At 72.2% G+C, this 24,151-nt stretch carries 25 protein-coding genes and 1 rRNA gene; 13 read left to right on the plus strand and 13 right to left on the minus strand.

Going from position 1 to position 24,151, the window contains the following annotated elements; genetic code table 11:
- The first annotated feature begins 1 nt into the window (after position 1).
- A complete protein-coding gene (gene lipB, locus BUE43_RS12810; protein ID WP_200797469.1) occupies positions 2-742 on the plus strand; it encodes a lipoyl(octanoyl) transferase LipB in 741 nt (246 codons plus the stop codon).
- A gap of 168 nt (positions 743-910) precedes the next feature.
- On the opposite strand, the gene BUE43_RS12815 is transcribed toward lipB, so the two are convergent.
- Both BUE43_RS12815 and BUE43_RS12820 read right to left on the minus strand, forming a co-directional pair.
- Positions 911-1,846, minus strand: coding sequence for an LLM class F420-dependent oxidoreductase (locus BUE43_RS12815; RefSeq protein ID WP_200797496.1), 936 nt, complete (start codon positions 1,844-1,846; stop codon positions 911-913).
- 186 nt (positions 1,847-2,032) lie between these two features.
- Positions 2,033-2,623 (minus strand): TetR/AcrR family transcriptional regulator, encoded by a 591-nt coding sequence (locus BUE43_RS12820; protein WP_073482771.1) that lies wholly within the window; start codon positions 2,621-2,623, stop codon positions 2,033-2,035.
- A 125-nt stretch (positions 2,624-2,748) separates the two neighbouring features.
- Between BUE43_RS12820 and BUE43_RS12825 the strand changes: the two genes are divergently transcribed.
- From BUE43_RS12825 to lipA, 3 genes are all read left to right on the plus strand, one after another.
- Positions 2,749-3,270 carry a hypothetical protein gene (locus BUE43_RS12825; RefSeq protein WP_073482424.1) on the plus strand — a complete coding sequence of 174 codons (522 nt, stop codon included), beginning with the start codon at positions 2,749-2,751 and terminating at the stop codon, positions 3,268-3,270.
- Between the two features lie 55 nt (positions 3,271-3,325).
- On the plus strand, positions 3,326-4,252 hold the full coding sequence (locus tag BUE43_RS12830; protein WP_073482773.1) for an oxidoreductase: 927 nt from the start codon (positions 3,326-3,328) through the stop codon (positions 4,250-4,252).
- Positions 4,253-4,329: 77 nt separating this feature from the next.
- On the plus strand, positions 4,330-5,331 hold the full coding sequence (gene lipA / locus BUE43_RS12835) for a lipoyl synthase (RefSeq protein WP_073482427.1): 1,002 nt from the start codon (positions 4,330-4,332) through the stop codon (positions 5,329-5,331).
- Positions 5,332-5,400: 69 nt separating this feature from the next.
- Here lipA and BUE43_RS12840 read toward each other — a convergent pair whose 3' ends face one another.
- Positions 5,401-5,934, minus strand: a complete 534-nt coding sequence (locus BUE43_RS12840; RefSeq protein ID WP_073482429.1) for a hypothetical protein — start codon at positions 5,932-5,934, stop codon at positions 5,401-5,403.
- A 352-nt stretch (positions 5,935-6,286) separates the two neighbouring features.
- Between BUE43_RS12840 and BUE43_RS12845 the strand changes: the two genes are divergently transcribed.
- Both BUE43_RS12845 and BUE43_RS12850 read left to right on the plus strand, forming a co-directional pair.
- Positions 6,287-7,015, plus strand: coding sequence for a DUF4191 domain-containing protein (locus BUE43_RS12845; protein ID WP_073482431.1), 729 nt, complete (start codon positions 6,287-6,289; stop codon positions 7,013-7,015).
- 2 nt (positions 7,016-7,017) lie between these two features.
- Positions 7,018-7,788, plus strand: coding sequence for a GNAT family N-acetyltransferase (locus BUE43_RS12850; protein WP_073482434.1), 771 nt, complete (start codon positions 7,018-7,020; stop codon positions 7,786-7,788).
- On the opposite strand, the gene BUE43_RS12855 is transcribed toward BUE43_RS12850, so the two are convergent.
- The gene (locus BUE43_RS12855) at positions 7,785-8,243 is read right to left on the minus strand and encodes an RDD family protein (protein WP_073482436.1); all 459 of its coding nucleotides are present in this window, start codon (positions 8,241-8,243) and stop codon (positions 7,785-7,787) included. The two genes, BUE43_RS12850 and BUE43_RS12855, sit on opposite strands and share 4 nt — an antisense overlap.
- 188 nt (positions 8,244-8,431) lie before the next feature.
- On the opposite strand from BUE43_RS12855, the gene glnA reads away from it, so the two are divergent.
- Positions 8,432-9,856 (plus strand): type I glutamate--ammonia ligase, encoded by a 1,425-nt coding sequence (glnA, locus tag BUE43_RS12860; protein ID WP_073482438.1) that lies wholly within the window; start codon positions 8,432-8,434, stop codon positions 9,854-9,856.
- Positions 9,857-10,467: 611 nt separating this feature from the next.
- Here the strand turns inward: glnA and BUE43_RS12865 are convergent.
- Complete coding sequence (locus BUE43_RS12865; RefSeq protein WP_083959602.1) at positions 10,468-11,421, minus strand: P63C domain-containing protein; 954 nt, start codon at positions 11,419-11,421, stop codon at positions 10,468-10,470.
- A gap of 282 nt (positions 11,422-11,703) precedes the next feature.
- On the opposite strand from BUE43_RS12865, the gene BUE43_RS12870 reads away from it, so the two are divergent.
- Positions 11,704-12,096, plus strand: a complete 393-nt coding sequence (locus tag BUE43_RS12870) for a VOC family protein (RefSeq protein ID WP_073482441.1) — start codon at positions 11,704-11,706, stop codon at positions 12,094-12,096.
- Between the two features lie 13 nt (positions 12,097-12,109).
- Here BUE43_RS12870 and BUE43_RS12875 read toward each other — a convergent pair whose 3' ends face one another.
- Positions 12,110-12,568, minus strand: a complete 459-nt coding sequence (locus tag BUE43_RS12875; RefSeq protein ID WP_200797470.1) for a hypothetical protein — start codon at positions 12,566-12,568, stop codon at positions 12,110-12,112.
- 121 nt (positions 12,569-12,689) lie between these two features.
- On the opposite strand from BUE43_RS12875, the gene BUE43_RS12880 reads away from it, so the two are divergent.
- Positions 12,690-14,309, plus strand: coding sequence for a RecQ family ATP-dependent DNA helicase (locus BUE43_RS12880; RefSeq protein ID WP_073482452.1), 1,620 nt, complete (start codon positions 12,690-12,692; stop codon positions 14,307-14,309).
- Positions 14,310-14,321: 12 nt separating this feature from the next.
- On the plus strand, positions 14,322-14,828 hold the full coding sequence (locus BUE43_RS12885; RefSeq protein ID WP_073482779.1) for a metallophosphoesterase family protein: 507 nt from the start codon (positions 14,322-14,324) through the stop codon (positions 14,826-14,828).
- A 253-nt stretch (positions 14,829-15,081) separates the two neighbouring features.
- Here BUE43_RS12885 and BUE43_RS12890 read toward each other — a convergent pair whose 3' ends face one another.
- Positions 15,082-15,990, minus strand: a complete 909-nt coding sequence (locus BUE43_RS12890; protein WP_234995681.1) for an NAD(P)-dependent oxidoreductase — start codon at positions 15,988-15,990, stop codon at positions 15,082-15,084.
- Between the two features lie 71 nt (positions 15,991-16,061).
- Entirely contained in the window at positions 16,062-16,634 is a 573-nt protein-coding gene (locus tag BUE43_RS12895; RefSeq protein ID WP_073482457.1) for a TetR/AcrR family transcriptional regulator, read from the minus strand.
- A 61-nt stretch (positions 16,635-16,695) separates the two neighbouring features.
- On the opposite strand from BUE43_RS12895, the gene BUE43_RS12900 reads away from it, so the two are divergent.
- Positions 16,696-17,247 (plus strand): GNAT family N-acetyltransferase, encoded by a 552-nt coding sequence (locus BUE43_RS12900; RefSeq protein WP_073482459.1) that lies wholly within the window; start codon positions 16,696-16,698, stop codon positions 17,245-17,247.
- 60 nt (positions 17,248-17,307) lie between these two features.
- Positions 17,308-17,559, plus strand: a complete 252-nt coding sequence (locus BUE43_RS12905) for a hypothetical protein (protein ID WP_073482781.1) — start codon at positions 17,308-17,310, stop codon at positions 17,557-17,559.
- A gap of 267 nt (positions 17,560-17,826) precedes the next feature.
- Here the strand turns inward: BUE43_RS12905 and BUE43_RS12910 are convergent, their stop codons facing one another.
- The 4 genes from BUE43_RS12910 to BUE43_RS12925 all read right to left on the minus strand — a co-directional run bounded on the left by BUE43_RS12910 (position 17,827) and on the right by BUE43_RS12925 (position 23,128).
- Complete coding sequence (locus BUE43_RS12910) at positions 17,827-20,862, minus strand: bifunctional [glutamine synthetase] adenylyltransferase/[glutamine synthetase]-adenylyl-L-tyrosine phosphorylase (protein ID WP_073482461.1); 3,036 nt, start codon at positions 20,860-20,862, stop codon at positions 17,827-17,829.
- Between the two features lie 30 nt (positions 20,863-20,892).
- On the minus strand, positions 20,893-21,117 hold the full coding sequence (locus BUE43_RS12915) for a hypothetical protein (protein WP_073482464.1): 225 nt from the start codon (positions 21,115-21,117) through the stop codon (positions 20,893-20,895).
- Between the two features lie 16 nt (positions 21,118-21,133).
- Positions 21,134-22,288 (minus strand): inorganic phosphate transporter, encoded by a 1,155-nt coding sequence (locus tag BUE43_RS12920; protein WP_073482467.1) that lies wholly within the window; start codon positions 22,286-22,288, stop codon positions 21,134-21,136.
- A gap of 78 nt (positions 22,289-22,366) precedes the next feature.
- Positions 22,367-23,128 (minus strand): type 1 glutamine amidotransferase, encoded by a 762-nt coding sequence (locus BUE43_RS12925; RefSeq protein ID WP_234995682.1) that lies wholly within the window; start codon positions 23,126-23,128, stop codon positions 22,367-22,369.
- A 193-nt stretch (positions 23,129-23,321) separates the two neighbouring features.
- Here BUE43_RS12925 and BUE43_RS12930 point away from each other — a divergent pair, with 193 nt between their 5' ends.
- Complete coding sequence (locus BUE43_RS12930) at positions 23,322-23,948, plus strand: nucleoside/nucleotide kinase family protein (RefSeq protein ID WP_073482472.1); 627 nt, start codon at positions 23,322-23,324, stop codon at positions 23,946-23,948.
- Positions 23,949-24,056: 108 nt separating this feature from the next.
- On the opposite strand, the gene rrf is transcribed toward BUE43_RS12930, so the two are convergent.
- Positions 24,057-24,151, minus strand: a 5S ribosomal RNA gene (gene rrf / locus BUE43_RS12935); the annotation flags it as partial.

Here is a 24,151-nt window from a genome sequence, read left to right on the forward strand (position 1 = left end):
CGTGAGCCGTCCTGACATCTCCTGCCGCCTGTCGACCGACCCGGTCGAGGTGCGGCATCTCGGCACGATCGACTACGTGGCGGCCTGGGACCTGCAGCGCGAGCTCAACCAGGCCCGCGCCGAGTCCCGGGGCCCGGACACGCTGCTGCTGCTGGAGCACTTCTCGGTCTACACGGCGGGCAAGCGCACCCGCCCGGAGGACCGGCCCGACGACGGCACGCCGGTGGTCGACGTCGACCGCGGCGGCAGGATCACCTGGCACGGTCCGGGGCAGCTCGTCGGCTACCCGATCGTCGGGCTGGCCGAGCCGGTCGACGTCGTGGACTACGTCCGCCGGCTGGAGCAGGGGCTGATCGCCGCCTGCGACGAGCTGGGCGTGGTCGGCGCCGGTCGGGTCGAGGGCCGCAGCGGCGTCTGGCTGCCCGCCGACGACCGCCGGCCGGAGCGCAAGGTGGCCGCCATCGGGGTGCGCGTGCAGCGCGGCGTGACGATGCACGGCTTCGCGATCAACTGCGACCCCGACATGGCGGCGTGGGGCCACATCGTCCCGTGCGGCATCCGGGACGCGGGTGTGGCGTCGCTGTCGGACGAGCTCGGGCGGGACGTGACCGTCGCCGAGGTGCTGCCGGTCGCGGAGCGCGCCGTCCTCGCCGCGCTGGAGGGCGAGCTGCCGGTCACCGACCGGGACCTGCGGCGCGACCAGCCGGCGGCCCCGGGCGTCACCTTCGCCCTCGCCCAATGAGCCGAGCCCGCTGACAGCCCGAACCCGCTGACAGCCGAACTCGGCCCCTCCGGGCTCCCGCGGGCGGGACCACGGACGGGAACACCGGTCAGAACACCGAAAGGCGCGTTCGGAGAACCCGAACGCGCCTTTCGCGTTCCGCCGGCGGTCGACGCCGGACGTCCCGTCTCAGCCGAGCTGGGGGGCGACCTCGGCGGCGATCAGCTCGACGTGGTCCAGGTCGGACAGGTCGAGCACCTGGAGGTACACCCGCTGGAGGCCGGTGCGCTCCCGGTAGGAGCCGAGCTTGTCGGCCACCTCGGCCGGAGTGCCGCACAACCCGTTGAGGCGCAACTCCTCCACCTCCCGCCCGATGGCCCCGGCGCGCCGCGCCACCTCGGCCTCGTCCCTGCCGACGCAGACGACCAGCGCGGCGGACCGGGTGATCTCGGTGGCGTCCCTGCCGATCTCGGCGCAGGCCGCCGTCACCCGGTCGAACTGGGTCACCGCGGTCTCGACGTCCACGAACGGCAGGTTGAACTCGTCGGCGAACCGCGCGGCCAGGGCGGGGGTCCGCTTCGCCCCGAGCCCGCCGACGAGCACCGGGGGCCGCGGCCGCTGCGCGGGCTTGGGCAGCGCGGGCGCGTCCACCAGCTCGTAGTGCCGGCCGCGGAAGGTGTAGGTCTGCCCGACCGGGGTCGCCCACAGGCCGGTGATGATCTCCAGCTGCTCCGCGTAGCGGTCGAACCGCTCCCGCGTCGCGGGGAACGGGATGCCGTAGGCGGTGTGCTCCTCGGTGTACCAGCCGGCGCCGAGGCCGAACTCGACGCGGCCGCCGGACATCTGGTCCACCTGGGCGACGGTGACGGCCAGCGGGCCGGGGTACCGGAAGGTCGCGGCGGTCATCAGGGTGCCCAGCCGCAGCCGGGTGGTCTCCCTGGCGAGGCCGGCGAGGGTGGTCCAGGCGTCGGTGGGGCCTGGCTCCCCGGTCACCGAGCCCATCTTCAGGTAGTGGTCCGACCGGAAGAAGGCGTCGTACCCGGCGTCCTCGGCGCACCGCGCCACACGCAGCAGGTCCTCGTACGTCGCCCCCTGCTGGGGCTCGGTGAAGATCCGGAACTTCAACGCTTCAGTCACGTGGGCCAAGGCTATGTGCCCGTCCGGCCCGCCGCCGTCCGGACCCGCTTCCCGGGTGTCGACCTGTCGGGGCGCGGGTGTCGTGGGCGGTCTCCGGGAAGCGGCGGGAGACAGCGGGGAACCGGGAGGCAGGGAGGGCGCCGGGAGAGACCGGGAGACGCCGGCGCGCCGCGCTCAGCGTCGGCGCAGCCCCTCCAGGACGTACTCCACGCAGCGCTCGACGTCGATCTTGGCGGAGTGCGGCTCCGGCGAGTCGGCGATCGTCGTGGCGCCGGCGGAGAGCGCGCCGAACACCACCCTGGCCAGGGCGTCGACCGGCAGGTCGGCGAGCTCGCCGGTCTCGACGAGGCCGGCGATCGCCTGCCGCACGACGCCGAAGGTGAACCGCTCGTCGGCCTCGCGGGAGCGGTTCCTGCCCATCACCGCGGGCGCCTCGTGGACCACGATCCGCTGGTAGGCGGGTTCGAGGCAGACCTCCAGGAAGGCGCGCAGCCCGGCCTTCGCCGTCTCCCACGGGCTGCCGGCCTCGCCCATGGCCCGGCCGAGCCGGGCGACGACGTCGGTCTCCACCGCCTCGAAGGCGGCCTCGAACAACGCCTGCTTGCCGCCGAAGTGGTGGTACAGCGCGCCCTTGGTGACCCGCGCCCTGCGCGCGACCTCGTCCAGCGCGGCGCCGGCGTAACCCCGCTCGGTGAACAGCTCGACCGCGCTGTCGACCAGGGCTCTTCGGGTCGGCTCCGCGTGGTCGAGCCGCCGCGACCGCACTGTCACCACGATCACAACAGTACGACATACCGCCGGTACGTACCGCTGGTACGTTCACGGCATCGGTCCGTACCGGCGGTATGTCCCGATCTCGGGCGCCACCCGCCGGTCGGGAGGAGGCAGCGATGAGCTGGAGCGACTTCTACCGCCGGCGCAACGCCACGCTGGCCGCCCTCGACTGGTCGGCCCGGCACCCCGGCCAGCCCCTCCCCCTCGCCGACCTGCCCGAGGTCGCCGCCGGCTTCCCCACCCGCGCGGAGGTGGTGCGCGCCCTGCACTGCCGGTGGCTGCTGCTCCTCGCGCCCCGGGTGGAGCTCGCGCTGGACGAGGCCGCCCGCCACCCGGACGCCGACCGGGTGAGCGTCGTCGCCACCGCCTGGCGGCGCCTGGCCCGCCGGGAACGGGCCCTGCGCCAGGCGCTGGACGTCCACGAGCCCCTGGAGGGCGAGGCGCTGCGCACGGCCTTCGCCGCCGAGCACCGGTTGCTCGCCCTGGCCGCCGGCCTCGCCGAGCCGGACGAGCCGGACGAGGAGATCGCGCGGATCGGCGCGCGGTTCCTGACCCTCCTCAGAGCGGCGCCCGCCGAGCAGCCCCGACGTCGCACCACCGTGGGTGCGTTGCTCCGCCGGCTCGTCTCCATCGACTGAACCTCACCCGACGAAGGGCTGGCCACGCTCCCCTACCGGACGGTAGGTGTTGGTCATGGCCTCATGGACCGCCCAGGACATCCCCGACCTGTCCGGCCGCGCCGCGCTCGTCACCGGCGCCAACTCGGGCCTCGGCCTGGAGACCGCGGCCCGGCTGGCCGAGCACGGCGCCCTGGTCCTCATGGCCTGCCGGTCGCCGGAACGCGGCCGCGCCGCGCTGGAGCGGGTGGGCCGGCACGGGGACGCCGAGCTCGTCACGCTGGACCTGGCCGACCTCGCCTCGGTCCGGCGGGCCGCCGACGAGGTGCGGGACCGCACCGACGGCGTCCTGGACCTGCTCGTCAACAACGCCGGCGTGATGGCCACGCCGCGTCGCGTCACCGCCGACGGCCACGAACTCCAGTTCGGCACCAACCACCTCGGCCACGCGGCGCTGACCTGGCTGCTCGGCCCGGCGCTCGCGGCCGCCGCCGCGCCGCGCGTCGTCACCGTGTCGAGCCTGGCGCACCGCCTGGGCGGCCTCGACGTGACCGACCCGGACTTCCAGCGCCGCCCCTACCTGTCCCCGCGCGCCTACGGCCAGTCGAAGCTGGCCAACCTGCTGTTCGCCCTCGAACTCGACCGCAGGGCGCGCGCCGCCGGCCTCCCCCTGCTCAGCGTCGCCGCGCACCCCGGGATCAGCGACACCGAACTGGCGCCGAACATGGCCCGCTCGCGCCGCAGCAGCGTGGTCGCGGCCTCCGGCCGGGTGGTCAACCGGCTGTTCTCCCAGACCGCGGACCAGGGCGCGCTCCCCCAGCTCTACGCCGCCACCGCGCCCGACGTGCGCGGCGGCGAGTACTACGGACCCGACGGGTTCGCCGAGTTCCGGGGCGCGCCGACCCGCGTTCGCCCCAGTCGCGCGGCCCGCGACGCCGCCCTCGCCGCCCGCCTGTGGACGCGGACGGCGGAGCTGACCGGCGTCGAGCCGTTCCCCGCGTGACGCGGATCTCCCCCTGGCCGACCTCGCCGCAGGTCGCGGGGGTCGAAGGGGTGCCGGCCGGGGCGTAGGGTGAACCGGTGACCGTCGCACCCGAGGGGCGCAAGCTGCTGCGGCTGGAGGTTCGCAACAGCCAGACGCCGATCGAGAAGAAGCCGCCGTGGATCAAGACCCGGGCCAAGATGGGGCCGGAGTACCGCGAGCTGAAGGGCTTGGTGCGCCGGGAGGGCCTGCACACCGTCTGCGAGGAGGCCGGCTGCCCCAACATCTACGAGTGTTGGGAGGACCGGGAGGCCACCTTCCTCATCGGCGGCGAGCAGTGCACCCGACGCTGTGACTTCTGCCAGATCGACACCGGCAAGCCGGCCGACTTCGACCGGGACGAGCCCCGGCGCGTCGCCGAGTCCGTGCAGGCCATGGGCCTGCGCTACTCCACCGTCACCGGGGTGGCGCGCGACGACCTGCCCGACGGCGGCGCCTGGCTGTACGCCGAGACCGTCCGCCAGATCCACGCGCTCAACCCGGGCACCGGCGTGGAGCTGCTGATCCCCGACTTCAACGCCGAGCCCGACCAGCTCGCCGAGGTCTTCGGCTCGCGGCCCGAGGTGCTGGCGCACAACCTGGAGACGGTGCCGCGGATCTTCAAGCGGATCCGGCCGGCGTTCCGCTACGAGCGGTCGCTGGAGGTCATCACGAAGGCCCGCGAGGCCGGCCTGGTGACCAAGTCGAACCTCATCCTCGGCATGGGCGAGACGCCCGAGGAGGTCACGACCGCGCTCCAGGACCTCTTCGACGCCGGCTGCGAGATCATCACGATCACCCAGTACCTGCGGCCCAGCCTGCGGCACCACCCGATCGACCGGTGGGTCAAGCCGGAGGAGTTCCTGGAGCACAAGGCGACTGCCGAGCGCATCGGCTTCCCCGGCGTGATGGCCGGCCCGCTGGTGCGGTCCTCCTACCGCGCCGGCCGGCTCTACGCCCAGACGGTGCAGGCCCGCGGCGAGGAGCTGCCGGAGAACCTGCGGCACCTGGCCGAGGCCGGCCCGTCGTCCCAGGAGATCGGCGCCCTGCTGGCCCGCTGACTCCCCAACGCGAAGAACGAGAGGTGGGGCCGTTCCGTCCGGAACGGCCCCACCTCTCTGTTTCCGGGTTCAGGAGCAGGCGCTCTCGGACGTCATGCCTTTCAGGCCGAGCCCCATCTCGAAAACGAGCGGGCCGTCCGGAAAAGTGAAGTCATACTCTGCCTTCGGATTGCCCGGCACCCCAGCCGTGTAGATGTAGTCGAACTGGGGGTGTCGGGTGAGGTCAGGGTAGGCGTCCTGGACGTCGGAGAACCGGGAACCTTGCCAGATCTCCTGGGGAGTGCGCATTTTGGACGTGGCCGGAATGGACCAGACACCGAACTTCGGCGAGATGATCACGCCCGAGCGGTTCGGGTGCGTCCCCTCACTCCGAACGATGCTGTAGATGACGCAGGTGTCGCCGAACGGCCTCTTGTTCTCGAGCAGGCCGGTGGCAACCGCGTCCTGCTCGGACATGCCCAGCTTCAACGTCTTGTACCCGTCCGGGCCGAGGATGCGGGGCTGCGCGGCCGGCGCGGCGGACGGCCCCGCCGCGAGCGCGGGAGCGCCCGCCAACGCGACCCCCAGAACCGCAGCGAGCAGCGGGACCAGAGCTCTCGACACAATCCTTCCCACAGAAATCCCCCTCGTAGTGGAAGCAGGCGTCGTACCTCCACAGGTGACGCCGGGTGTTGCACGGGGAAAGCCGGAAGCGGGTTGTCACCGCGATCCTGTTTCACTCTTTCGGAGCAGCTCAGAGGACAATCAGAACGCGCGGGACAGAGCACGCAGCAAGGACATATGCGCACCACAAAGGCTCTTTGCCCGTTCAGGACGACGCACTGGTGATCGTCATCCGGTCGCGCCGGGGGGCGGCGCCCCGACCCGGGCCGCACGGCGTCGACGGACACCGTGCGTCGGGGGAGTTACCTGGTCGGGGGCGAAGCGGCCACCCGGTCGCCGTATCCTGACAACCATGGCCCCCAAGCAGGACAAGGCGGCGGCGAAGGAAGCGGCGCGCGCCCGCAAGCAGGCGTCCCGTGAGCGTCGCCAGCAGATCTTCGAGGCGTTCCGGATGCAGCGCCGCGAGGACAAGGCGCTCGTGCCGTGGATGCTCGTCGCGCTCCTCGGTGTCGCGGCCGTAGTGTTCGGGCTGGGCTGGATCTGGGGCCTGCAGTGGGTCTTCCTGCCGGTCGGCCTGGCCTTCGGCGCGCTGGCCGCGGTGATCGTGTTCGGCCGGCGCGTGCAGCGCAACGTCTACGCCAAGGCGGAGGGCCAGCCCGGGGCCGCCGCGTGGGCGTTGGAGAACATGAAGGGCCGCTGGCGGGTGACCACCGCGGTGGCGGCCACCACGCAGCTCGACACCGTGCACCGCGTGATCGGCCGCCCGGGTGTCGTGCTGGTCGCCGAGGGGTCGGCCCACCGCACCAAGGCGTTGCTGGCACAGGAGAAGAAGCGCATCTCCCGGCTGGTCGGCGACACCCCGATCTACGACGTGATGGTCGGCAACGAGCAGGGCCAGGTGCCGCTGAGCAAGCTCCAGTCGCACCTGGCGAGGCTGCCGCGCAACATCACCGGCGCGCAGATGGACAGCCTGGAGAACCGGCTCGCCGCGCTGCGCAGCAAGGGCGTCGGGATGCCAAAGGGCCCGCTGCCGCAGGGCGCGAAGATGCGCAGCGTCCAGCGGGCGATCCGCCGGCGCTGACCGTGACCGCCGTCGACAGCGCGTTAGCGGCGCGCGTGGCCGTCGCCAACCTGGCGAGCGCGGCCCGCTCTCGACGGCGGGTTCCCGCCGGGCCGCTCGTCGGACTGCTGCACGAGGAGCCGGTCGAGTACCTCTCCTACGTGACCGCCGCCCGTCCGGGCGTCCCGGTCCCGACCGAGGCCGTCCCAGGCGCGCTGCGCGTGCTCAGGGCGGCCTTCGCCGTGGAGGGGAGACGGCCGCGGGCCGAGCTGGTCGACGAGGCCAACCCCGGGCTCGTCGCCGCGGTGCGCGCGGCCGGGTTCGCCGAGGACGACCGCTTCCCGCTCCTCGTCCTCGACCCCGCCGACCTCGGCGTGCCCGCCGTCCCGCCCGGGGTCGAGGTGGCCCAGGTCGGCACCCTGGACGAGGCGCGGCGGGCGAAGAAGATCTCCGACGCCGCGTTCGGGCTGCCCGGGTCCGCGGCGAAGCCGCCGGGCGACCCGTACGACGGCGGCGCGGTCGTGGCCCTCCTGGGCGGCGTGCCGGTCGCGACGGCGGAGTGGACCGCCATCGCCGGGGGCGTCACCGAGATCGCGGGAGTGGCCACGGTGGCCGAGCACCGACGCCAGGGCCTGGGCTCGGTGGTGACGGCACACGCCGTCCTGGCGGCCGCACGCGCGGGCGCGGACCTGTGCTGGCTCACCGCCGCCGACGACGCGGCGAGCCGCGTCTACCAGCGCATCGGCTTCCGGCGGGCCGCCACCGCCGTGCACCTGACCGACGCGACGGCCTAACGCGTGCGCAGCACCACGGTCCGCAGCGCCTTGTCGTGCAGGCCGCGGCCGTCCTTGTCGTAGACCACGGGTGGGATGACCAGGCACGTCAGCACGGCGCGGAGCACGGCCGCCCCGATCGGGGGGCGAGCGCGGTTGTCCAGCCGGGCCACACGCAGGCCCACGATCGCCTTGCCGACGGTGCGGCCGGTGAGCGCCACCGCCAGCGCCACGTAGACGGCGAACAACGCCAGCGCCGACGTGGCCGGGTTCTGGGTGAGGAACTCGGCGACCAGCGCGCACGGCACCCAGTCGATGACCAGCGCGGCCGCGCGCCGTCCCCACCCGGCCACCGCGTCCGGCCCGTCCTGCGGCAGTCCCAGCCGCTCGCCGCGCCAGCGCTGCTGCTCGTCCGCCTCGGGCTCCCGCGCGGCGCCCGGTCCGGACAGCCAGCTCCCCGTCCACCTGTTCGCCACGGCACCAGGGTAGGCGGCCGGCGTCGCCAGCCCCCGAGCAGGTGATACAGCCCGCCCGGGTGGGCGACCGTTAACACCGGTGAAACATCGGGGTGATGGTCGGGCAACACCCCTTCCCTAGCGTCACCCCTGAGCCGGTCGCGAGCCCGCACCGGCCTGGCGACCGAGTGCGTGAGGAGCCAACGAGGGTGTTCACCAATCCCGACGAGGTCGTGCGCTTCATCACCGACGAGGGTGTGAAGTTCGTCGACGTCCGGTTCAGTGACCTGCCGGGCATCATGCAGCACTTCACGGTGCCGGCCGAAACGTTCGACGCGGACATGATCGCCGAGGGCCTGGCCTTCGACGGCTCGTCGGTGCGTGGCTTCCAGTCGATCCACGAGTCGGACATGCTGCTGCTGCCCGACCTGGCGACCGCGCGGATCGACCCCTTCCGCGTCGAGAAGACGCTCATCGTCAACTTCTTCGTGCACGACCCGTTCACCCGCGAGCCGTACAGCCGGGACCCGCGCAACATCGCGCGCAAGGCGGAGCAGTACATCGCCGAGTCCGGCATCGCCGACCTGGCCTACTTCGCCCCCGAGGCGGAGTTCTACCTCTTCGACTCGGTGCGCTTCGACAGCACCGAGAACGCCTCCTTCCACGAGATCGACTCGATCGCCGGCTGGTGGAACACCGGCGCCGACGAGGAGGGCGGCAACAAGGGCTACAAGGTCCGGTTCAAGGGCGGCTACTTCCCGGTCTCGCCCACCGACCACTTCGCCGACCTGCGCGACAGGATCACGCTCAACCTGATGAAGACCGGTTTCCAGGTGGAGCGCGCGCACCACGAGGTGGGCACCGCCGGCCAGACCGAGATCAACTACCGGTTCAACACGCTGCTGCACTCCGCCGACGACCTGCAGCTGTTCAAGTACATCGTGAAGAACACGGCGTGGCAGGCCGGCAAGACCGCCACCTTCATGCCGAAGCCGCTGTTCGGCGACAACGGTTCGGGCATGCACACCCACCAGTCGCTGTGGAAGGACGGCGCGCCGCTGTTCCACGACGAGACCGGCTACGCCGGCCTGTCGGACACCGCGCGGCACTACATCGGCGGCATCCTGCACCACGCGCCGAGCCTGCTGGCCTTCACCAACCCGACGGTGAACTCCTACCACCGCCTGGTGCCGGGCTACGAGGCCCCGGTGAGCCTGGTCTACTCGCAGCGGAACCGCTCCGCCTGCGTCCGGATCCCGATCACCGGCGACAACCCCAAGGCCAAGCGCATCGAGTTCCGCTGCCCGGACGCCTCCGGCAACCCGTACCTGGCCTTCTCCGCCATGCTCATGGCCGGCCTCGACGGCATCCGCAACAAGATCGAGCCGGCGGACCCGATCGACAAGGACCTCTACGAGCTGCCGCCCGAGGAGGCCAGGGACGTCAAGCAGGTTCCCGGCTCGCTGCCCGAGGTGCTCGACAACCTGGAGCGCGACCACGACTACCTGCTGGAGGGTGGCGTGTTCACCCCGGACGTGATCGAGACCTGGATCGCGCTCAAGCGCGAGCAGGAGATCGACCCGATCCGGCTCCGCCCGCACCCCTACGAGTTCGCCCTGTACTACGACGTGTGATCCGGTCGCGGCCCTGACCCGCGGTCGAGCGGGAAGGAACGCCGCCCAGGCCGTCTCCGGGCCGCGTGAACTGGAGAGGCCGCCGGATCCTCCACAGGTCGAGGGCCGGACGACTGAGTCAGTCGTCCGGCCCTCGACCGTTCCGGCGTTCATGCCGCTTCCGCCGTCTTCCCCCTGAACACCTTGTTCACCGCCGCCCGCGTTCACTCGTGACTGGCTGGCATCAGGTGCGTGTACCCCCGAAGGGTGACCGCGGGTCCGCGTGCCTCCGCGCATGGAACCCCTTGGCGCGCCCAGTGCAGTGGTCTTGACCCCCGCCGCCCGCAGGGCCGGCTTCCACGCGTGGTGGTTGAACGAGTGCCGGTAGAGCTGCTTCGACTCCCGCGTCTAGATCATCAGTGGCAGAAGCGTGACCGGCGGTTCGTACTTCTCCAGATGCGCCTTGATGGCACCCGCCACGCTTGCAGCGAGTGACATGTCGTGAGTCTTGCCGTGCTTCGACGGAGCGGAGATCATCTCCGCACGAACAATCCCGATCTGGCGTAGACGTTCATAAATGAAATGCGTTACCCGGCCCCGATAAACGATTGATCGAACGACACTCTCACACCCTAGTCGTGATCACCGTTATCATCAATTACGATCGACAGTTTAGGCTGCATCGGCGGGAAAGCGCGCTCGAAAAGCTCTTCGAACTCTAACTTCGTTTTTGAGATTCTCATTAGTGTGGTTACCGTTGAAATCTGCTTGTCGAGATGGGGGTGACCAGTATCAGCGGACAGGAACTGAAAGTGACGGTACCGGCGGTAACCTTTTTCCGTTCGAGGGTTCTTCCTCTGCAACTCTTCGAGAACACCCTCGGGAAGAGCTTCGTAGATATACTTGTTAATAAGTTTGCCAACGTAAGGGGTACGCTTGGAAGTGCCAGGCTTGTACTCCCAGCCCTGCAAGCGGTAGATTTCTTTGAAAAACTCGTCTGGAAAAGTTTTCAGCCAGCTTCGAAGTTCGGCTTGAACGTAAGCTTCGAGAATTTTCTGAAGTTCTTGACGAGCTCGTACCTCTTGATATCCGGTAGCCTCGTCGACAAGCGCGACGATACCTACCCTGGCGAGCCCTCGAACAAGGACCTCGGCAGCTTGAGCTGCAGTGAGCTGGTTCGGCGTGAGCTTACCGTCAGCCCGGGCACGCAGGTAAGCCTCACAGATTTCCGGCAGAAGAAGAGCTCGATAACCAGACGCCTTCCGCCCTTGTGGCGACCGATATTGAATCGGCTCACTCAGCTCCTGAACTACCTCGGGCTTCAGGTAGGGAATCAAGTTTGCGGCAAAAAGAATCGTCTCACCATTGTTCGTCTTCGCCCGCGGGTTCCGCCCCAGTGATGCAAGCAAGGTTGCCTGACTCACCAAGCGCGTTCCGTCATCCAGGACCGCACACGTGATGACCCGATCTCCAATCTGGAAGTCGCCAGCATGTGTGGCCTGCTTTACGTCATCCCCCCATCTTGCTGGAGCCTCCCGACGGGCGATCGCGCTGTGGTCACTTGCATCAAGACGTTCGTCCTGCACGGGCTTCTCCTATGCATAGTCGAGCATGCGTAACCCTTCTCTGTGCATGCTGCAACTGGTCGAGTACTCAGCGTAACAGACGCGTGATCAGGCCGTCTCGAGGCCGTCAGACGTGGGTCAGTGTCGGTCAACGCGGTGAACATCGAGCAGAAACCAGCAGGTCAGGCATAGCGGAGCAGGCCGAGTGGTCGTCGGGACCGCTCGGCCCCTTCCGCGTTCGGGTGCACCTCCCGGGCACGACGGGGTCTCGTCCGGAGCGGGGATTCACGTCAGGATGGGCCGGTGGCCCGACTGCGTGACGTGGTCTTCGACTGCCGGCGCCCGGCGGCGCTGGCCCGGTTCTGGGCGTCCGCCCTGGGCGGCTACGCCGTCGCTCCGTACGACGAGGCGGAACTGCGTCGCCTGCGGGCCATGGGCGTCGACGACCCCGAGGACGATCCGTCCGTCCTGGTCGAGCCGACCGACGGGCACGGCCTTCGCCTGTTCTTCACCCTGGTTCCCGAGCCGAAGGTCGCGAAGAACCGCGTGCACCTGGACATCAGGTGCGCCGATCCCGATTCAGACGCCGAGGTCGAGCGGCTCGTCGGTCTCGGCGCGACGGTGCTCGCCCGCCCCGCGGACGGGCACGTCGTGCTGGCCGACCCCGAGGGCAACGAGTTCTGCCTCCTGCGCTGACACGCCGCCGGTGTCAGCGTCGCTGGTCGCGCAGCGGTGACCCGGCGCCCACGATCCAGCCGTACAGGACGTGGTCCACGAGCAGGGCCACCCGTTCGGCGGGGCGTGGCTGCCGGGTTCGCCGCAGGCCGAGCAGGGGCGCCATCACGGCCTCGAAGAGCCCCCACAACAGCACCCCGTAGAGCGGTCCTGTCGACCAGCGGCGCCGCAGCCGCCGGGGAAGCGCCGAGTACGCGGCGCCGCCCACCGCGCCGTAGGCCCAGTGCATCAGCTCGATGACGCCCCGTTCGCCTCGCTCCGGGACGGCACGCAGCAGGCTCGGGCCGCGCTCGCGGACGATGGCCTCCGGTGGCGTCTCCCGCACCACCCCCAGAGCTCCGCTGAGAGTCCGCAGCCCGCTCATCGCCATCGCCGCCACCACACCCCGTGCGGCTCCCTGGGCGAGCGGCGCCGTTCCGCCCGGTCGTGCCACCGCGGCCTCCCCACGTCTGGTGTGCGTCGCCGATAGACGTACCCCGGCGCCGCACGCCCATGCCTGTCCGTTTCCGCTCCGCGCCGCGGGGTAGCCCCAGTCGGCGAGGGAACGGGGAGCCATGGCGCGGGAACAGTCGGTGGCCACCGAGGACGCGGTCCGCCAGGTCCTCGGGGACGACGCGCGGTTGCACGAGGAACAGGTCGACGCGCTCCGCGAGCTCGGGCGCCGGGACACGTTGGTGGTGCTGGCGGCGGGAGCCGGCAAGACCGCGATCTACGCGATCGCCGGCCGATCCCTGCCCGGGCCCACCGTCGTGGTCTCCCCCACCCTGTCCCTGCAGCGAGACCAGGTCGAGTCCCTGCGCGCCGCGGGACTCGCGGCGGCCTGCGCGAACTCGCGCATGTCGGCAGGGGACCACGCCGCCGCCTTCGCCGGCTTCCGCCGGCACGAGTTGGAGTTCCTGCTCCTCGCTCCGGAGCAGCTCGCCCGGCGGGACGTCGTCGACGAGTTGCGCGCGGCGCGACCGTCGTTGTTCGTCGTGGACGAGGCGCACTGCGTCAGCGAGTGGGGCCACGACTTCCGCCCGGACTACCTGGCCCTGACCGGGGTGATCGAGGAGTTGGGGCGTCCCCGGGTGCTCGCCCTGACCGCGACGGCCTCGCAGAGCGTGCGCGAGGAGATCGTCGACCGGCTGGGCATGCGGGAGCCGGCCGTGGTGGTGCGCGACGTGGATCGGCCCAACATCCACCTCGCCGTCCAACTGCACGGCAAGGACGCCAAGGACGACGCCGTCGTCGCGGACGTGCTGGACCGCACCGGTAGCGGCATCGTCTACGTGGCCACCCGCCGGCACGCCGACGAACTGGCCGAGGCGCTGCGCTCCGCCGGGGAGGACGCGGCGGCGTATCACGGCACGCTGCGCAGGCAGGAGCGTGACGAGGTGCAGGACGCCTTCATGGGCGACGCTCTGCGCGTGGTGGTGGCGACCAACGCGTTCGGCATGGGGGTGGACAAGCCGGACGTCCGGTTCGTGCTGCACGCCGACCCGCCGCCGTCGGTCGACGCCTACTACCAGGAGATCGGGCGGGCCGGTCGGGACGGCGCGGCGGCGACGGCGGTCCTGCACCACGGGCCACGGGACTTCGGGCTGGCCCGGTACCTGTCCTCCGGCGGGGACCCGAGCCCCGACCAGTTCGCCGCCCTGGTGCGGGAACTGCGCCGGTCCGGTCCGAGCGCCCGCGGCCCGCTCGGGGAGCGCCTCGGGCTGTCCCGGCACGCCCTCGGCCGGATCGTGCCGCCGTTGGTCCGCGCGGGGGCCGTCCGGGAGGTGGCCCGGCGCCGCCTGGCCGCCGTGGACACCGACACCCCGGTGGGCCGGTTGGCCGAGGCCGCCGCGGAGTCGCTCCGCCGACGCCACGAGCTCCAGCGCAGCCGGGTGGAGACGATGCGCCGGTACGCCGAGACCACCGACTGCCGGCGGCGCGTGCTGTTGGAGATGCTCGGCGAGGTCCGGGACGAGCCGTGCGGCCGCTGCGACAACTGCGACCGGGGCCGCGCGCACGAACGACGCGACGGTGAACCACGGCCGGGAACCCGGGTCCGGCACCAGGAGTGGGGGTCCGGGACGGTGCAGACAGTGGAGGACGACATCGTGGTCGTGCTGTTCGACGACAGCGGTTACCGCACACTGTCGCTGCCGGTCGTGCGGGACCGGCGACTTCTGTCCACTGAGGACTGAGGTGGGGTGGCCGTGCGCCTGGTGCTGATGGCCGACACCCACGTGCCGAAGCGGGCGAGGGACCTGCCGGCGCGGCTCTGGGAGGAGGTGGCCGCGGCCGACGTCGTCATCCACGCCGGTGACTGGGTGTCGGTCGCGTTGCTGGACGACCTGGAGGCCCGGTCCCGCCGACTGGTGGGCGTGCACGGCAACAACGACGGGCCGGAGTTGCGCGCCCGGCTGCCCGAGATCGCCCGCGTGGAGCTGGCGGGGCTGCGCGTCGCGGTCGTCCACGAGACCGGCGCGGCGGCGGGCCGGGAGAAGCGGTGCGCCGCGCGGTTCCCGGACACCGACGTGCTCGTGTTCGGGCACAGCCACATCCCCTGGGACACCACGGCGGAGACGGGCCTGCGCCTGCTGAACCCGGGGTCGCCGACGGACCGCCGCCGTCAGCCGTTCCACACGTACATGACGGCCGAGGCGCGGGATGGCGCGTTGACCGAACTCGTGTTGCACCGGCTTCCGCCGCGCGGGGAGTAGGCGGTGGGCCGGTCGCGCGCGGCCCACCGCCGTGTTTCCCGGAAGCGTTCGGACAGGAGCTGTCAAGCGCTTTGGTCAGCTACCCCCGGAGTTGTCCACAGGACCTCGGGTTGTCCACAGGCCCAGGTGACGGCCTTGGGCGCTCCTCGCCGGGCGGATAGGCTGGAGCAGGGCTCGCCCCCCAGGGCGGGTGGGGGCTGTCCACCGAGTGTCCTCAGTGGTTGATCACCGGGGCGCGATCACCAGTAGGCGATCACTGCGGGAAGCTGCCGAAGTAGTTGGCGACCATGTCCTCCTCGCCGTGGCCGAGCTCCCGCGCCCGCCGGAACCGCTCGCCCGCGGCCAGCGCCAGGTCCAGCCGCACACCGGCCGTCTCGGCGGCCTCGGCCACCAACCGCGCGTCCTTCTCGGCGTTGCGCACGGTGAAGCTGGGCGTGAAGTCGTCGGCCAGGACGGCGGCGGCCTTGGCCTGGAGGTACGGGCTGTCCATCGGGCCGCCCGCGATCATCCGGCCGAACAGGGCCGGGTCCACCCCCAGGCCCCTGGCCAGCGCGACCGCCTCGGCCACCCCGTTGGTCATGGTGAGCGCCCAGCTGTTGAGCACCAGCTTGAGCCGGCTGGCCACCCCGGTCGCGCCGTCCTCGTCCAGCCACTCCGTGTGCCAGCCCACGGCCTCGAACACCGGCCGCAGCGCCTCCCGGACCGCCGTCGGCCCGGCCGCCAGCACGACGAGCTGACCAGCCTCCGCGGGCTGCCGGGTGCCCTGCACCGGTGCGTCGACGAACACCAGCCCGTGTCGCTGGGCCAGCTCCGCGAGCTCGGAGACCGCCGTGAGCCCCACGGTGGTGGTCTGCGCCCACACCTGACCCGCCCGCAGTCCGGGCGCGGCGGCCCGCATCACCTCGGCCACCGCCGGGCCGTCGGTCAGCATGGTGAGCACGACGTCCGCGCCGGACACCGCCTCGGCCGGCGAGGACGCGACCACGGCGCCCTGGTCCGCCAGGGCCGCCGCCCGGTCCGGCGTCCGGTTCCAGACCCGCACCGGCAGTCCGCGCCGCAGCAGGTTGCCCGCCATGGCCCGGCCCATGATGCCCAGCCCGAGGACGGCCACCACCGGCCGGCCCGCCGTGGTGCCACCGCTCGTCATGTCATCGCTCGTCATGCGACCACCTCTTTCTTTACCGTTCATTCCATATTTGCGACACGCGGAAACCCCCGCCGAGCGGGGGTGAACTAACCGAGGACCCGCACCGCCGTGTCGACCACGCCGGTCAGCGTCCGACGGTCCGGGTACGCCTTGCCCATCACCCGGAGCCCCTGCACCGCGGTGACCACGAAGTCGGCCGTCGCGACCAGGTCGATCTCGGGGGACAGCTCGCCGCGGTCCGCCGCGCGGCGCAGGACCGCGAGCACGCAGTCCCGCACCGCGTCGAGCGCGTCACGCACGATGCGCCCGGTCACCCCGCTGTGGGGCAGACGCTCCACCGCCGCGTTGGTCACGAGGCACCCGCGCCGCTCGTGGTCGTCCACCGCCTCGTCCACGAGCGCGAGCAGGTAGTCCCTGACCACCTCCCGCACCGGAGCGTCCCGCAGGAGCAGCTCGTGCGTGCTCCCCTCGACGTAGCGCCGCAACGCGGCCTCGTACAGCCCCTCCTTGCAGCCGAACGCGGCGTACAGCGAGCCACGCCCCACCCCGGTGGCGTCGACGAGGTCCTGCACCGAGGTGGCCTCGTACCCCTGCCGCCAGAACAACTCCATCGCCCGCCGCACGGCGACGTCGGTGTCGAACTCCCGAACCCGTGCCACGACCTGATTCGACCATTTGTGGAACGTACAGTCAACAATCTTCTGGCAGGCTGGCCCTGTCATGGAAGACCACTTCTCGCTCGGCCCCCAGGGACTGTCCGACGGCGTGATCCGCGTGCGCCACCTCGCCGAGGGCGACGCCGACGCGTACGCCGCCGCGACGGAGGACCCCGCGGTCGTCCGCTTCGGCCACCTGCCCCGCCCTTCCTACACCTCCGAACTGGTGCGCGAGGACATCCGCACCACCATCGCCGACGGGCTGCGCGCCGGCACGTTCGCCGTGCTCGCCATCGCCGACGCCGTCTCCGACGACTACCTCGGCTCCATCGTGCTGTTCGACGTCGACCGGGACGCCGCCTCGGCCGAGGTCGGCTTCCTGCTCACGCCGACCGCGCGCGGGCGCGGAGCCGCGGTCCGCGCCGTCGACCTCGTCACCGCCTGGTGCTTCGACCGCCTGGGGCTCATCGAGCTGCGGGCCCGCACCGAGGTCGCCAACACCGCCTCCCAGCGCACGCTGGAGCGCGCGGGCTTCCACCGGCAGGGCGAGGCCACCCTCTCGGTCACCCCGTCGGGCCGGACCACCGAGTCCCTGCTGTACCTCCGGAGCGCCTGAATCCCCGTTCGGGGTGACAGGTGCGGCGCGTCACCCCTCGGCGCACTAGCGTGAGTGATCGTGACCAACCCTGAGGACGATGCCCCGAAGCTGATCGTCACGCACGTGTTCCCCACCGGGGAGGAGGCAGCGGAGGCCGTCGTGGCGGCCGACCGGCTCAACCTCGGCGTGCGGCTGTACAACCAGATCGTTCCCGACGAGGACGGCGAGGGCTACATCGAGGAGTGGGTGGTGGAGTTGTTCGACTCCGCCCCCGAGCTGCAGATCGACGAGGAGGAGAACGGCGTCGGCGAGGGCCCGGACGAGGCCTGAGCCGGGACGGGCCGGGCGACGCGCGTCACCCGGCCCTCGCCCACCTCCCCATCCGCGCCAACGGGTGGGCACGCGCTCGCGGTGAGGACGACTCCCCGCTCGGGCGCACACCTTCCACCCGGATGTGTCACCACCCACAGGTGACACTGCCCGAAAGTGACACCCCGAACGGGGCTCCGTCGCGCCTTGGCGCTCCGGGCCGGTTCGAGAGGTCCCGCTCACGGTCAGATCAGTCCCGCCCGCGCCGCATCGCGCCGAGTCCCGAACTCACTCCCCGTAGAACACCCGCTCGACGACACCCCGAGCCCGCCGCGTGGTCCGCCGGTAGTCGTCGACGAACTCGCCGGGGTCGGCGGACGGCGGGTACCCCAGCGCCCGCGCCACCGCCGCGAGCTCCCGCCCGGACCCCGGGAGCTGGTCCACCGGCTTGCCCCGCACCAGCGTGACCGCGTTCCGCGCCCTCGTCGCCATCCGCCACCCGGCCGCCAGCGCCTCCGCGTCCGCCGGGTCCAGCACCCCGGCGTCCGCGGCCGCCGACAAACCCGCCAACGTCGCCGTGGTCCGCAACGCCGGGTGCGCGTGCGCGTGTCGGAGCTGGAGCAACTGCACGGTCCACTCGACGTCCGCCAACCCGCCGCGACCGAGCTTGGTGTGGGTGGCCGGGTCGGCGCCCCTCGGCAGCCGCTCCGCGTCCACCCGCGCCTTGATCCGGCGGATCTCCCGCGCCAGCGCGGCGTCCAGGCCGCCCTCCGGGTACCGCACGGGGTCGACGAGCGCGACGAACCGCGCCCCCAGCTCCTCGTCCCCGGCGACGAACCGGGCCCGCAGCAACGCCTGCGCCTCCCACACCTCCGCCCACTGGGCGTAGTAGGCGCGGTACGAGTCGAGCGTGCGGACCAGCGGGCCGGACCGGCCCTCCGGCCGCAGGTCGGCGTCGACCTGCAGCGGCGGGTCGAGGCTCGGCGCGCTGAGCAACCGCCGGACCAGCTCGGCGACGGCCGTCGCGTATCGCAGCGCGGTCCGTTCGTCCGACCCGGGCGCGGGCTCGCAGACGAACAGCACGTCGGCGTCCGACCCGTACCCCAGCTCACCGCCCCCGAGCCGACCCATCCCGATCACGGCGATCCGCGCCGCCGGCGACGCGCCCGCCGAGACCGCCCGCTGGGCCGCGTCGAGCGCGGCCCGCAACACCGCCGCCCAGACCGTGCTCAGCGCCGCGCACACCCCGGGCAGCTCCAGCAGACCCAGCAGGTCGGCGCAGGCCACCCGCAGCAGCTCGTGCCGCCGCAGCGACCGCGCCGCGAGCACCGCCTGCGCCGGATCGGTGTGCCGGGCGACGGCGCTGCACAGCGAGCCCGCCGCCTCGTCGGGGTCCCGGCCGGCCAGCACCGCCGTGTCCCCCAGCCACCGCAACACCTCCGGCGCGCGCACCAACAGGTCGGGCACGTACCGCGAGGTGCCGAGCAGCGTCGCCAACCGCTCCGCGACCGCGCCCTCGTCCCGCAGCAGGCGCAGGTACCAGGGGGTCTCGGCGAGCGCCTCGGACACCCGGCGGTAGGCCAGCAGGCCCCCGTCCGGGTCCGGCGTGCGCGCCAGCAGGTCCAGCAACACCGGCAGCAACGCGCCCTGGATCGCGGCCCGCCGCGACACCCCGGAGTTCAGCGCCTGGATGTGCCGCAACGCCCCCTCCGGGGAGGTGTAGCCGAGCGCGGAGAGCCGCTGACGCGCCGCGACCGGCGTCAACCGGAGCGCCTCGCTGGGCACCCTGGCCACGGCCTCCAACAGCGGCCGGTAGAACAGCTTCTCGTGCAACCGCCGGACGCGGTTGTTGTGCCGGCGGAACTCCGCGAGCAGCGCCTCGGCCGCCGACCGGCGCCCGTCCGGCCGCATCCCCGCCGCCCGGGCCAGCCACCGCAACCCGGCCTGGTCGTCATCGGCGGGGAACAGGTGCGTCCGCCGAAGCTGCCGCAGCTGCAACCGGTGCTCCAGCAGCCTCAGGAACCGGTAGGACTCCCCCAGGTCCGCCGCGTCCTCCCGCCCGACGTAGCCCCCGCGTCCCAACGCGGCCAACGCGTCGATCGTCGTGGCCGAGCGCAGCTCCTCGTCGGTGCGACCGTGCACGAGTTGCAGCAACTGCACCGCGAACTCGACGTCCCGCAGGCCACCGCGACCCAGCTTCAGCTCCCGCTCGGCCAACTCCGACGGCACGTTGTTCTCGACCCGGCGGCGCATCGCCTGCACGTCGGCGACGAAACCCTCCCGGTCGGCCGCCGCCCACACCAACGGCCGCACCGCGGCCACGTAGCGCTCGCCCAGCTCCAGGTCCCCCGCGACCGGACGCGCCTTCAACAGCGCCTGGAACTCCCAGGTGCGCGCCCACCGGCGGTAGTAGGACAGGTAGCCGTCCAGGGTGCGCACCAGGGCGCCGGCCTTCCCCTCCGGGCGCAACGCGGCGTCCACCTCGAAACACGCCGCCCCGGCGACCCGCATCATCGCGCTGGCCACCCGGGTGGCGACGCCCAGCTCACCCTCGGGCTCGGCCACGAACACCACGTCGACGTCACTGACGTAGTTCAGCTCCCGACCACCGCACTTGCCCATGGCGACCACGGCCAGGCGCACCGGCAGCGGCTCACCCGGCCCCGCGACCTCGGCCACGGCGACCGCCAGCGCGGACCGCAACGCCGCGACCGCCAGGTCGGACAACGCCCCGGCCACCTCGTCGTACCCCAGCACGGGCAGCGAGGGCTCGACCACGGGCGCCAGATCAGCGGCCGCGACGTCGAGCAGCAGGCCCCGGTACGCCGCGCGCAGCTCCCGCACCGCCTCCGGACCGCTCGACCGCGCCCGGACGCCCTCGGACGTGCCCGCCGAGCCCGCGTCATCGACCTCGACGTCGGCCCCGACCGCGGCCAGGAGCGTCGCGGTGAACCGCTCGGCGTCCGCCAGCCGGTCCGCACCCGCCAGCCGACGCCACTCCGCCGGCCGCACCACCAGGTAGTCGGTGAGGGCGGTCGAGCTGCCCAGGACAGCCAGGAGCCGACCCCGCAGGGCGGTGTCGTCGCCGAGCGCGGCGGCCAACTCCGCCCACCCGTCGCCGAGAGCGGCCCTCAACCGCTCCAGACCCCGCAGGGCCATGTCCGGATCAGGACTGCGGGACAGCGCCGCCAACAGCCGCTCCGCACCCGGCGCCGGCCCGTCCTCGGACCACCAGCCGAGGGCACGCAGCTCCCGCTCGGCCCTCGGGTCGGTCAGACCGAACCGCGCCGGGGAGAACACCGGCCCCCTGCTGCTGAGCGCCATGCCCGCCAACGGTAGTCCGCGGCCCGGACGTCAGCCGAAGGCGATCAGATACACCCCGTAGAGCACGACCCCGCCGCACGCGGTGAAGCACACGCCGGCCAGCGCCTGCCCCACGCCGCCGCCCGCGCCGCGCTCCCTGGCCGTGGCCCGGGCGGACAGCCCCAACACCCCGAGCGTGAACAGCAGCACCACGCTGACCGCGACCCCGAAGCCGACGAGGAACACCTCGCCGAGCGCGGCCCACTTCACCTGCACGACCGCTCCCCGCGGGTCACACGGTCACCGGGGCGGAGGCGGGCTCCACCGGCGACTCGGGCTCGTCGGCCTGCTCGGCCCTGGCGACGGTCTCGGCGTTGACCGGGTTGCGCCGCGAGGCGCGGTAGATCCAGGCGCCGACCGCCAGGCCCATGGCCGCCACGGCCACGGTGCCCACGACACCGGTCGAGCTGAGCTTGCCGGCCACCGCGCCGACGCCCGCGGACGCCGGCAGGGTCACCAGCCAGGCCAGCACCATCCGGCCGGCCACCCCCCACCGCACGTCCGGCGCGCGGCGGCCGACCCCGGCGCCCACGATGCTGCCGGAGCACACGTGCGTGGTCGACAGCGGGAAGCCCAGGTGGGACGAGGCCAGGATGACCGTGGCCGCGCTCGCGTCGGACGCGAACCCCTGCGGCGCCTCGATGCTGGTCAGCCCCTTGCCCAGGGTGCGGATGATGCGCCACCCGCCCACGTAGGTGCCCAGCGCGATCGCCAGCGCGGCGCTGACCACCACCCAGGTCGGCGGGCCGGCCTGGGCCGGCAGCATCCCGGCGGTGATCATCGTGAGGGTGATGATGCCCATGGTCTTCTGCGCGTCGTTCGTGCCGTGCGCCAGCGAGACCAGCGACGCCGAGACGACCTGCCCGGCCCGGAACCCCCGGCCCACCACGTCCTGCCGGGCGCGACGCACCAGGCGGTAGGTGAGGAAGCTGCCGGTCATCGCGATCACGCCGGCGACCAGCGGCGCGGCCACCGCGGGCACCAGGATCTTGTCGACCAGCTTCGCGAAGTGCACCGCGTCCGCGCCGGCCGAGATCCAGGTAGCTCCGATCAGCCCGCCGAACAGGGCGTGCGAGGAGCTGGAGGGCAGGCCGACGAACCAGGTCACCAGGTTCCAGACGATCGCGCCGACCAACCCCCCGAACACCACGGCAGGGGTGATCCGGGCGTCGTCCACCAGCCCCCCGGAGATCGTTTTCGCGACCTCCACGGACAGGAACGCGCCCACCAGGTTCAGCACCGCCGACAACGCCACCGCGGTGCGCGGCTTGAGCGCCCCGGTCGCGATGGACGACGCCATCGCGTTGGCCGTGTCGTGGAAGCCGTTGGTGAAGTCGAAGATCAAAGCCGTCGCCACCACCACGACGACGAGTAGTGAGGCCTCCACGCCAACCCTCCCGGTCCAGGCCAAACAGGGTTGACACTACCTCCGCGTCATCAAGGAAACGTCAGGGCAGGGTGTGACTCAGGCCAAGGGCAGGGACCGCGGTGGCGGTGGGTCACCGGGGAGCAACCCGGCGTATCGCGAGGCAAGCCGGACGAACCGTTCCGCGAAGGGTTTCCACACCTCCGCCATGTCCTCGTGCACCACCGTCAGCCGTTCGTCGTCGAGGTCTCCGGGCCGCGCGGCGGCCGCGGCCGCCGGCTGGGCGTCACGCCATCGGGCGACCAGCTCGGCCGACGTCTCGATGTGGAACTGGAGGGCGTAGGCGCAGTCCCCGACTCGGAAGGCCTGGTTCGGGTAGCGCGGCGACGATGCCAGGAGCACTGCCGACGGGGGCAGCACGTGAATTTCGTCGCCGTGGAACTGCAGCACATCGGGGGTGAAGGGCAGGTCGGCGAACAGCGGGTCGTCCGCCGCGACGTCCCGCTTCGCCACGAGCGACGGCCCCACTTCGGGGCCGTGCGCCGCGGGACGGACCTGCCCGCCGGTGGCGAGGGCGAGCAGCTGCGCCCCCAGGCAAATCCCCAACACGGGCTTGCGGGCGGACACCGCCTCCGCCAGGAGCCGGCGCACCTCGACGAGCCAGGGGTGGCCCTCGTCATCCATGACGGACATCTCGCCCCCCAGGCACACCACCGCCTGGTGGTTTGCCAGTGGTGGCAGGGGCTCCCGACCCGGCTGGGCGAGAACGAGCTCCGCGCCCGCGCCGCGCAGCCACTCTTCCAGCGGGCCCAACGGGTCGAGGTCGGACGGCTGCACCACGAGGACCCGGACTCCGCTCACGCGGCGCAGCCTACCGAGGACAGCGCCCGGTACTGGGCGCATGAGGGAATTCCCTGTCTCTGGGGGAAAGTCGCTCCAGCGGCCCGCTCAACCCCCATTCCGGGGCTTCCCGGGGTCTTCTCCGGACCTCAGTCCCGAACCGAACGCACCGGGACCGCGCTGAGAGCTTCTTGGAGTCGGGCAGGATCGATGCATGCGGGCTCGTCCGATCTCACCGGAGAACCTCGTCGAGGAGTTGGCCCAGCGGCTCGGCGTCCTGGCGAACCGCACCCGGGTCCGGGTCGCGATCGACGGGCCCGCCGCGGCCCACCCCGAACGCCTCGCCGACGCGCTCGTCACGCCGCTCCGGCTACTGGGCCTCCCCGTGCTCCGCGTGTCCGCCCAGGATTTCCTCCGCCCCGCGTCCCTCCGGTTCGAACGGGGCCGGGAGGACCCGGACTCCTTCTACGAGGACTGGCTCGACGTGGACGGCCTGCGGCGCGAGGTGCTCGATCCCGCGGGCGCGCGGGGCAGCGGGCGAGTGCTGCCCTCCCTGTGGAACAGCGAGACCGACCGCGCCACCCGCGCTGACTACGTCTCGCTTCCACCACGCGGTGTCGTTCTTCTCGACGGAGAGCTTCTCCTGGCGCACGGACTACCGTTCGACTTCGCGGTCCACCTCTGGCTCTCACCGGCCGCGTTGGCCCGCCAGACACCCTCCACCGACGCGTGGACGCTCCCCGCCCACAGCCGCTATCTCGCCGAGGCCAAGCCGCTCGACTCCGCCGACCTGGTGGTCCGCTGGGACAACCCCGCGCACCCCGCCCTCATCCACCCCTGAAACACCACACCAACAAAAAAAAGGGGGGCCCCACAAGGAACCCCCCACACACACCCCACAAAAGATTGTGGCCCGCACCACACGGTGCGGGCCACAACCCCAACAAAAGTTCGGCGGCGTCCTACTCTCCCACACCCCCACGAGTGCAGTACCATCGGCGCTGGAGGACTTAGCTTCCGGGTTCGGAATGGGACCGGGCGTGA

The sequence above is a fragment of the Streptoalloteichus hindustanus genome (assembly GCF_900129375.1).
Lineage (GTDB): Bacteria > Actinomycetota > Actinomycetes > Mycobacteriales > Pseudonocardiaceae > Streptoalloteichus > Streptoalloteichus hindustanus.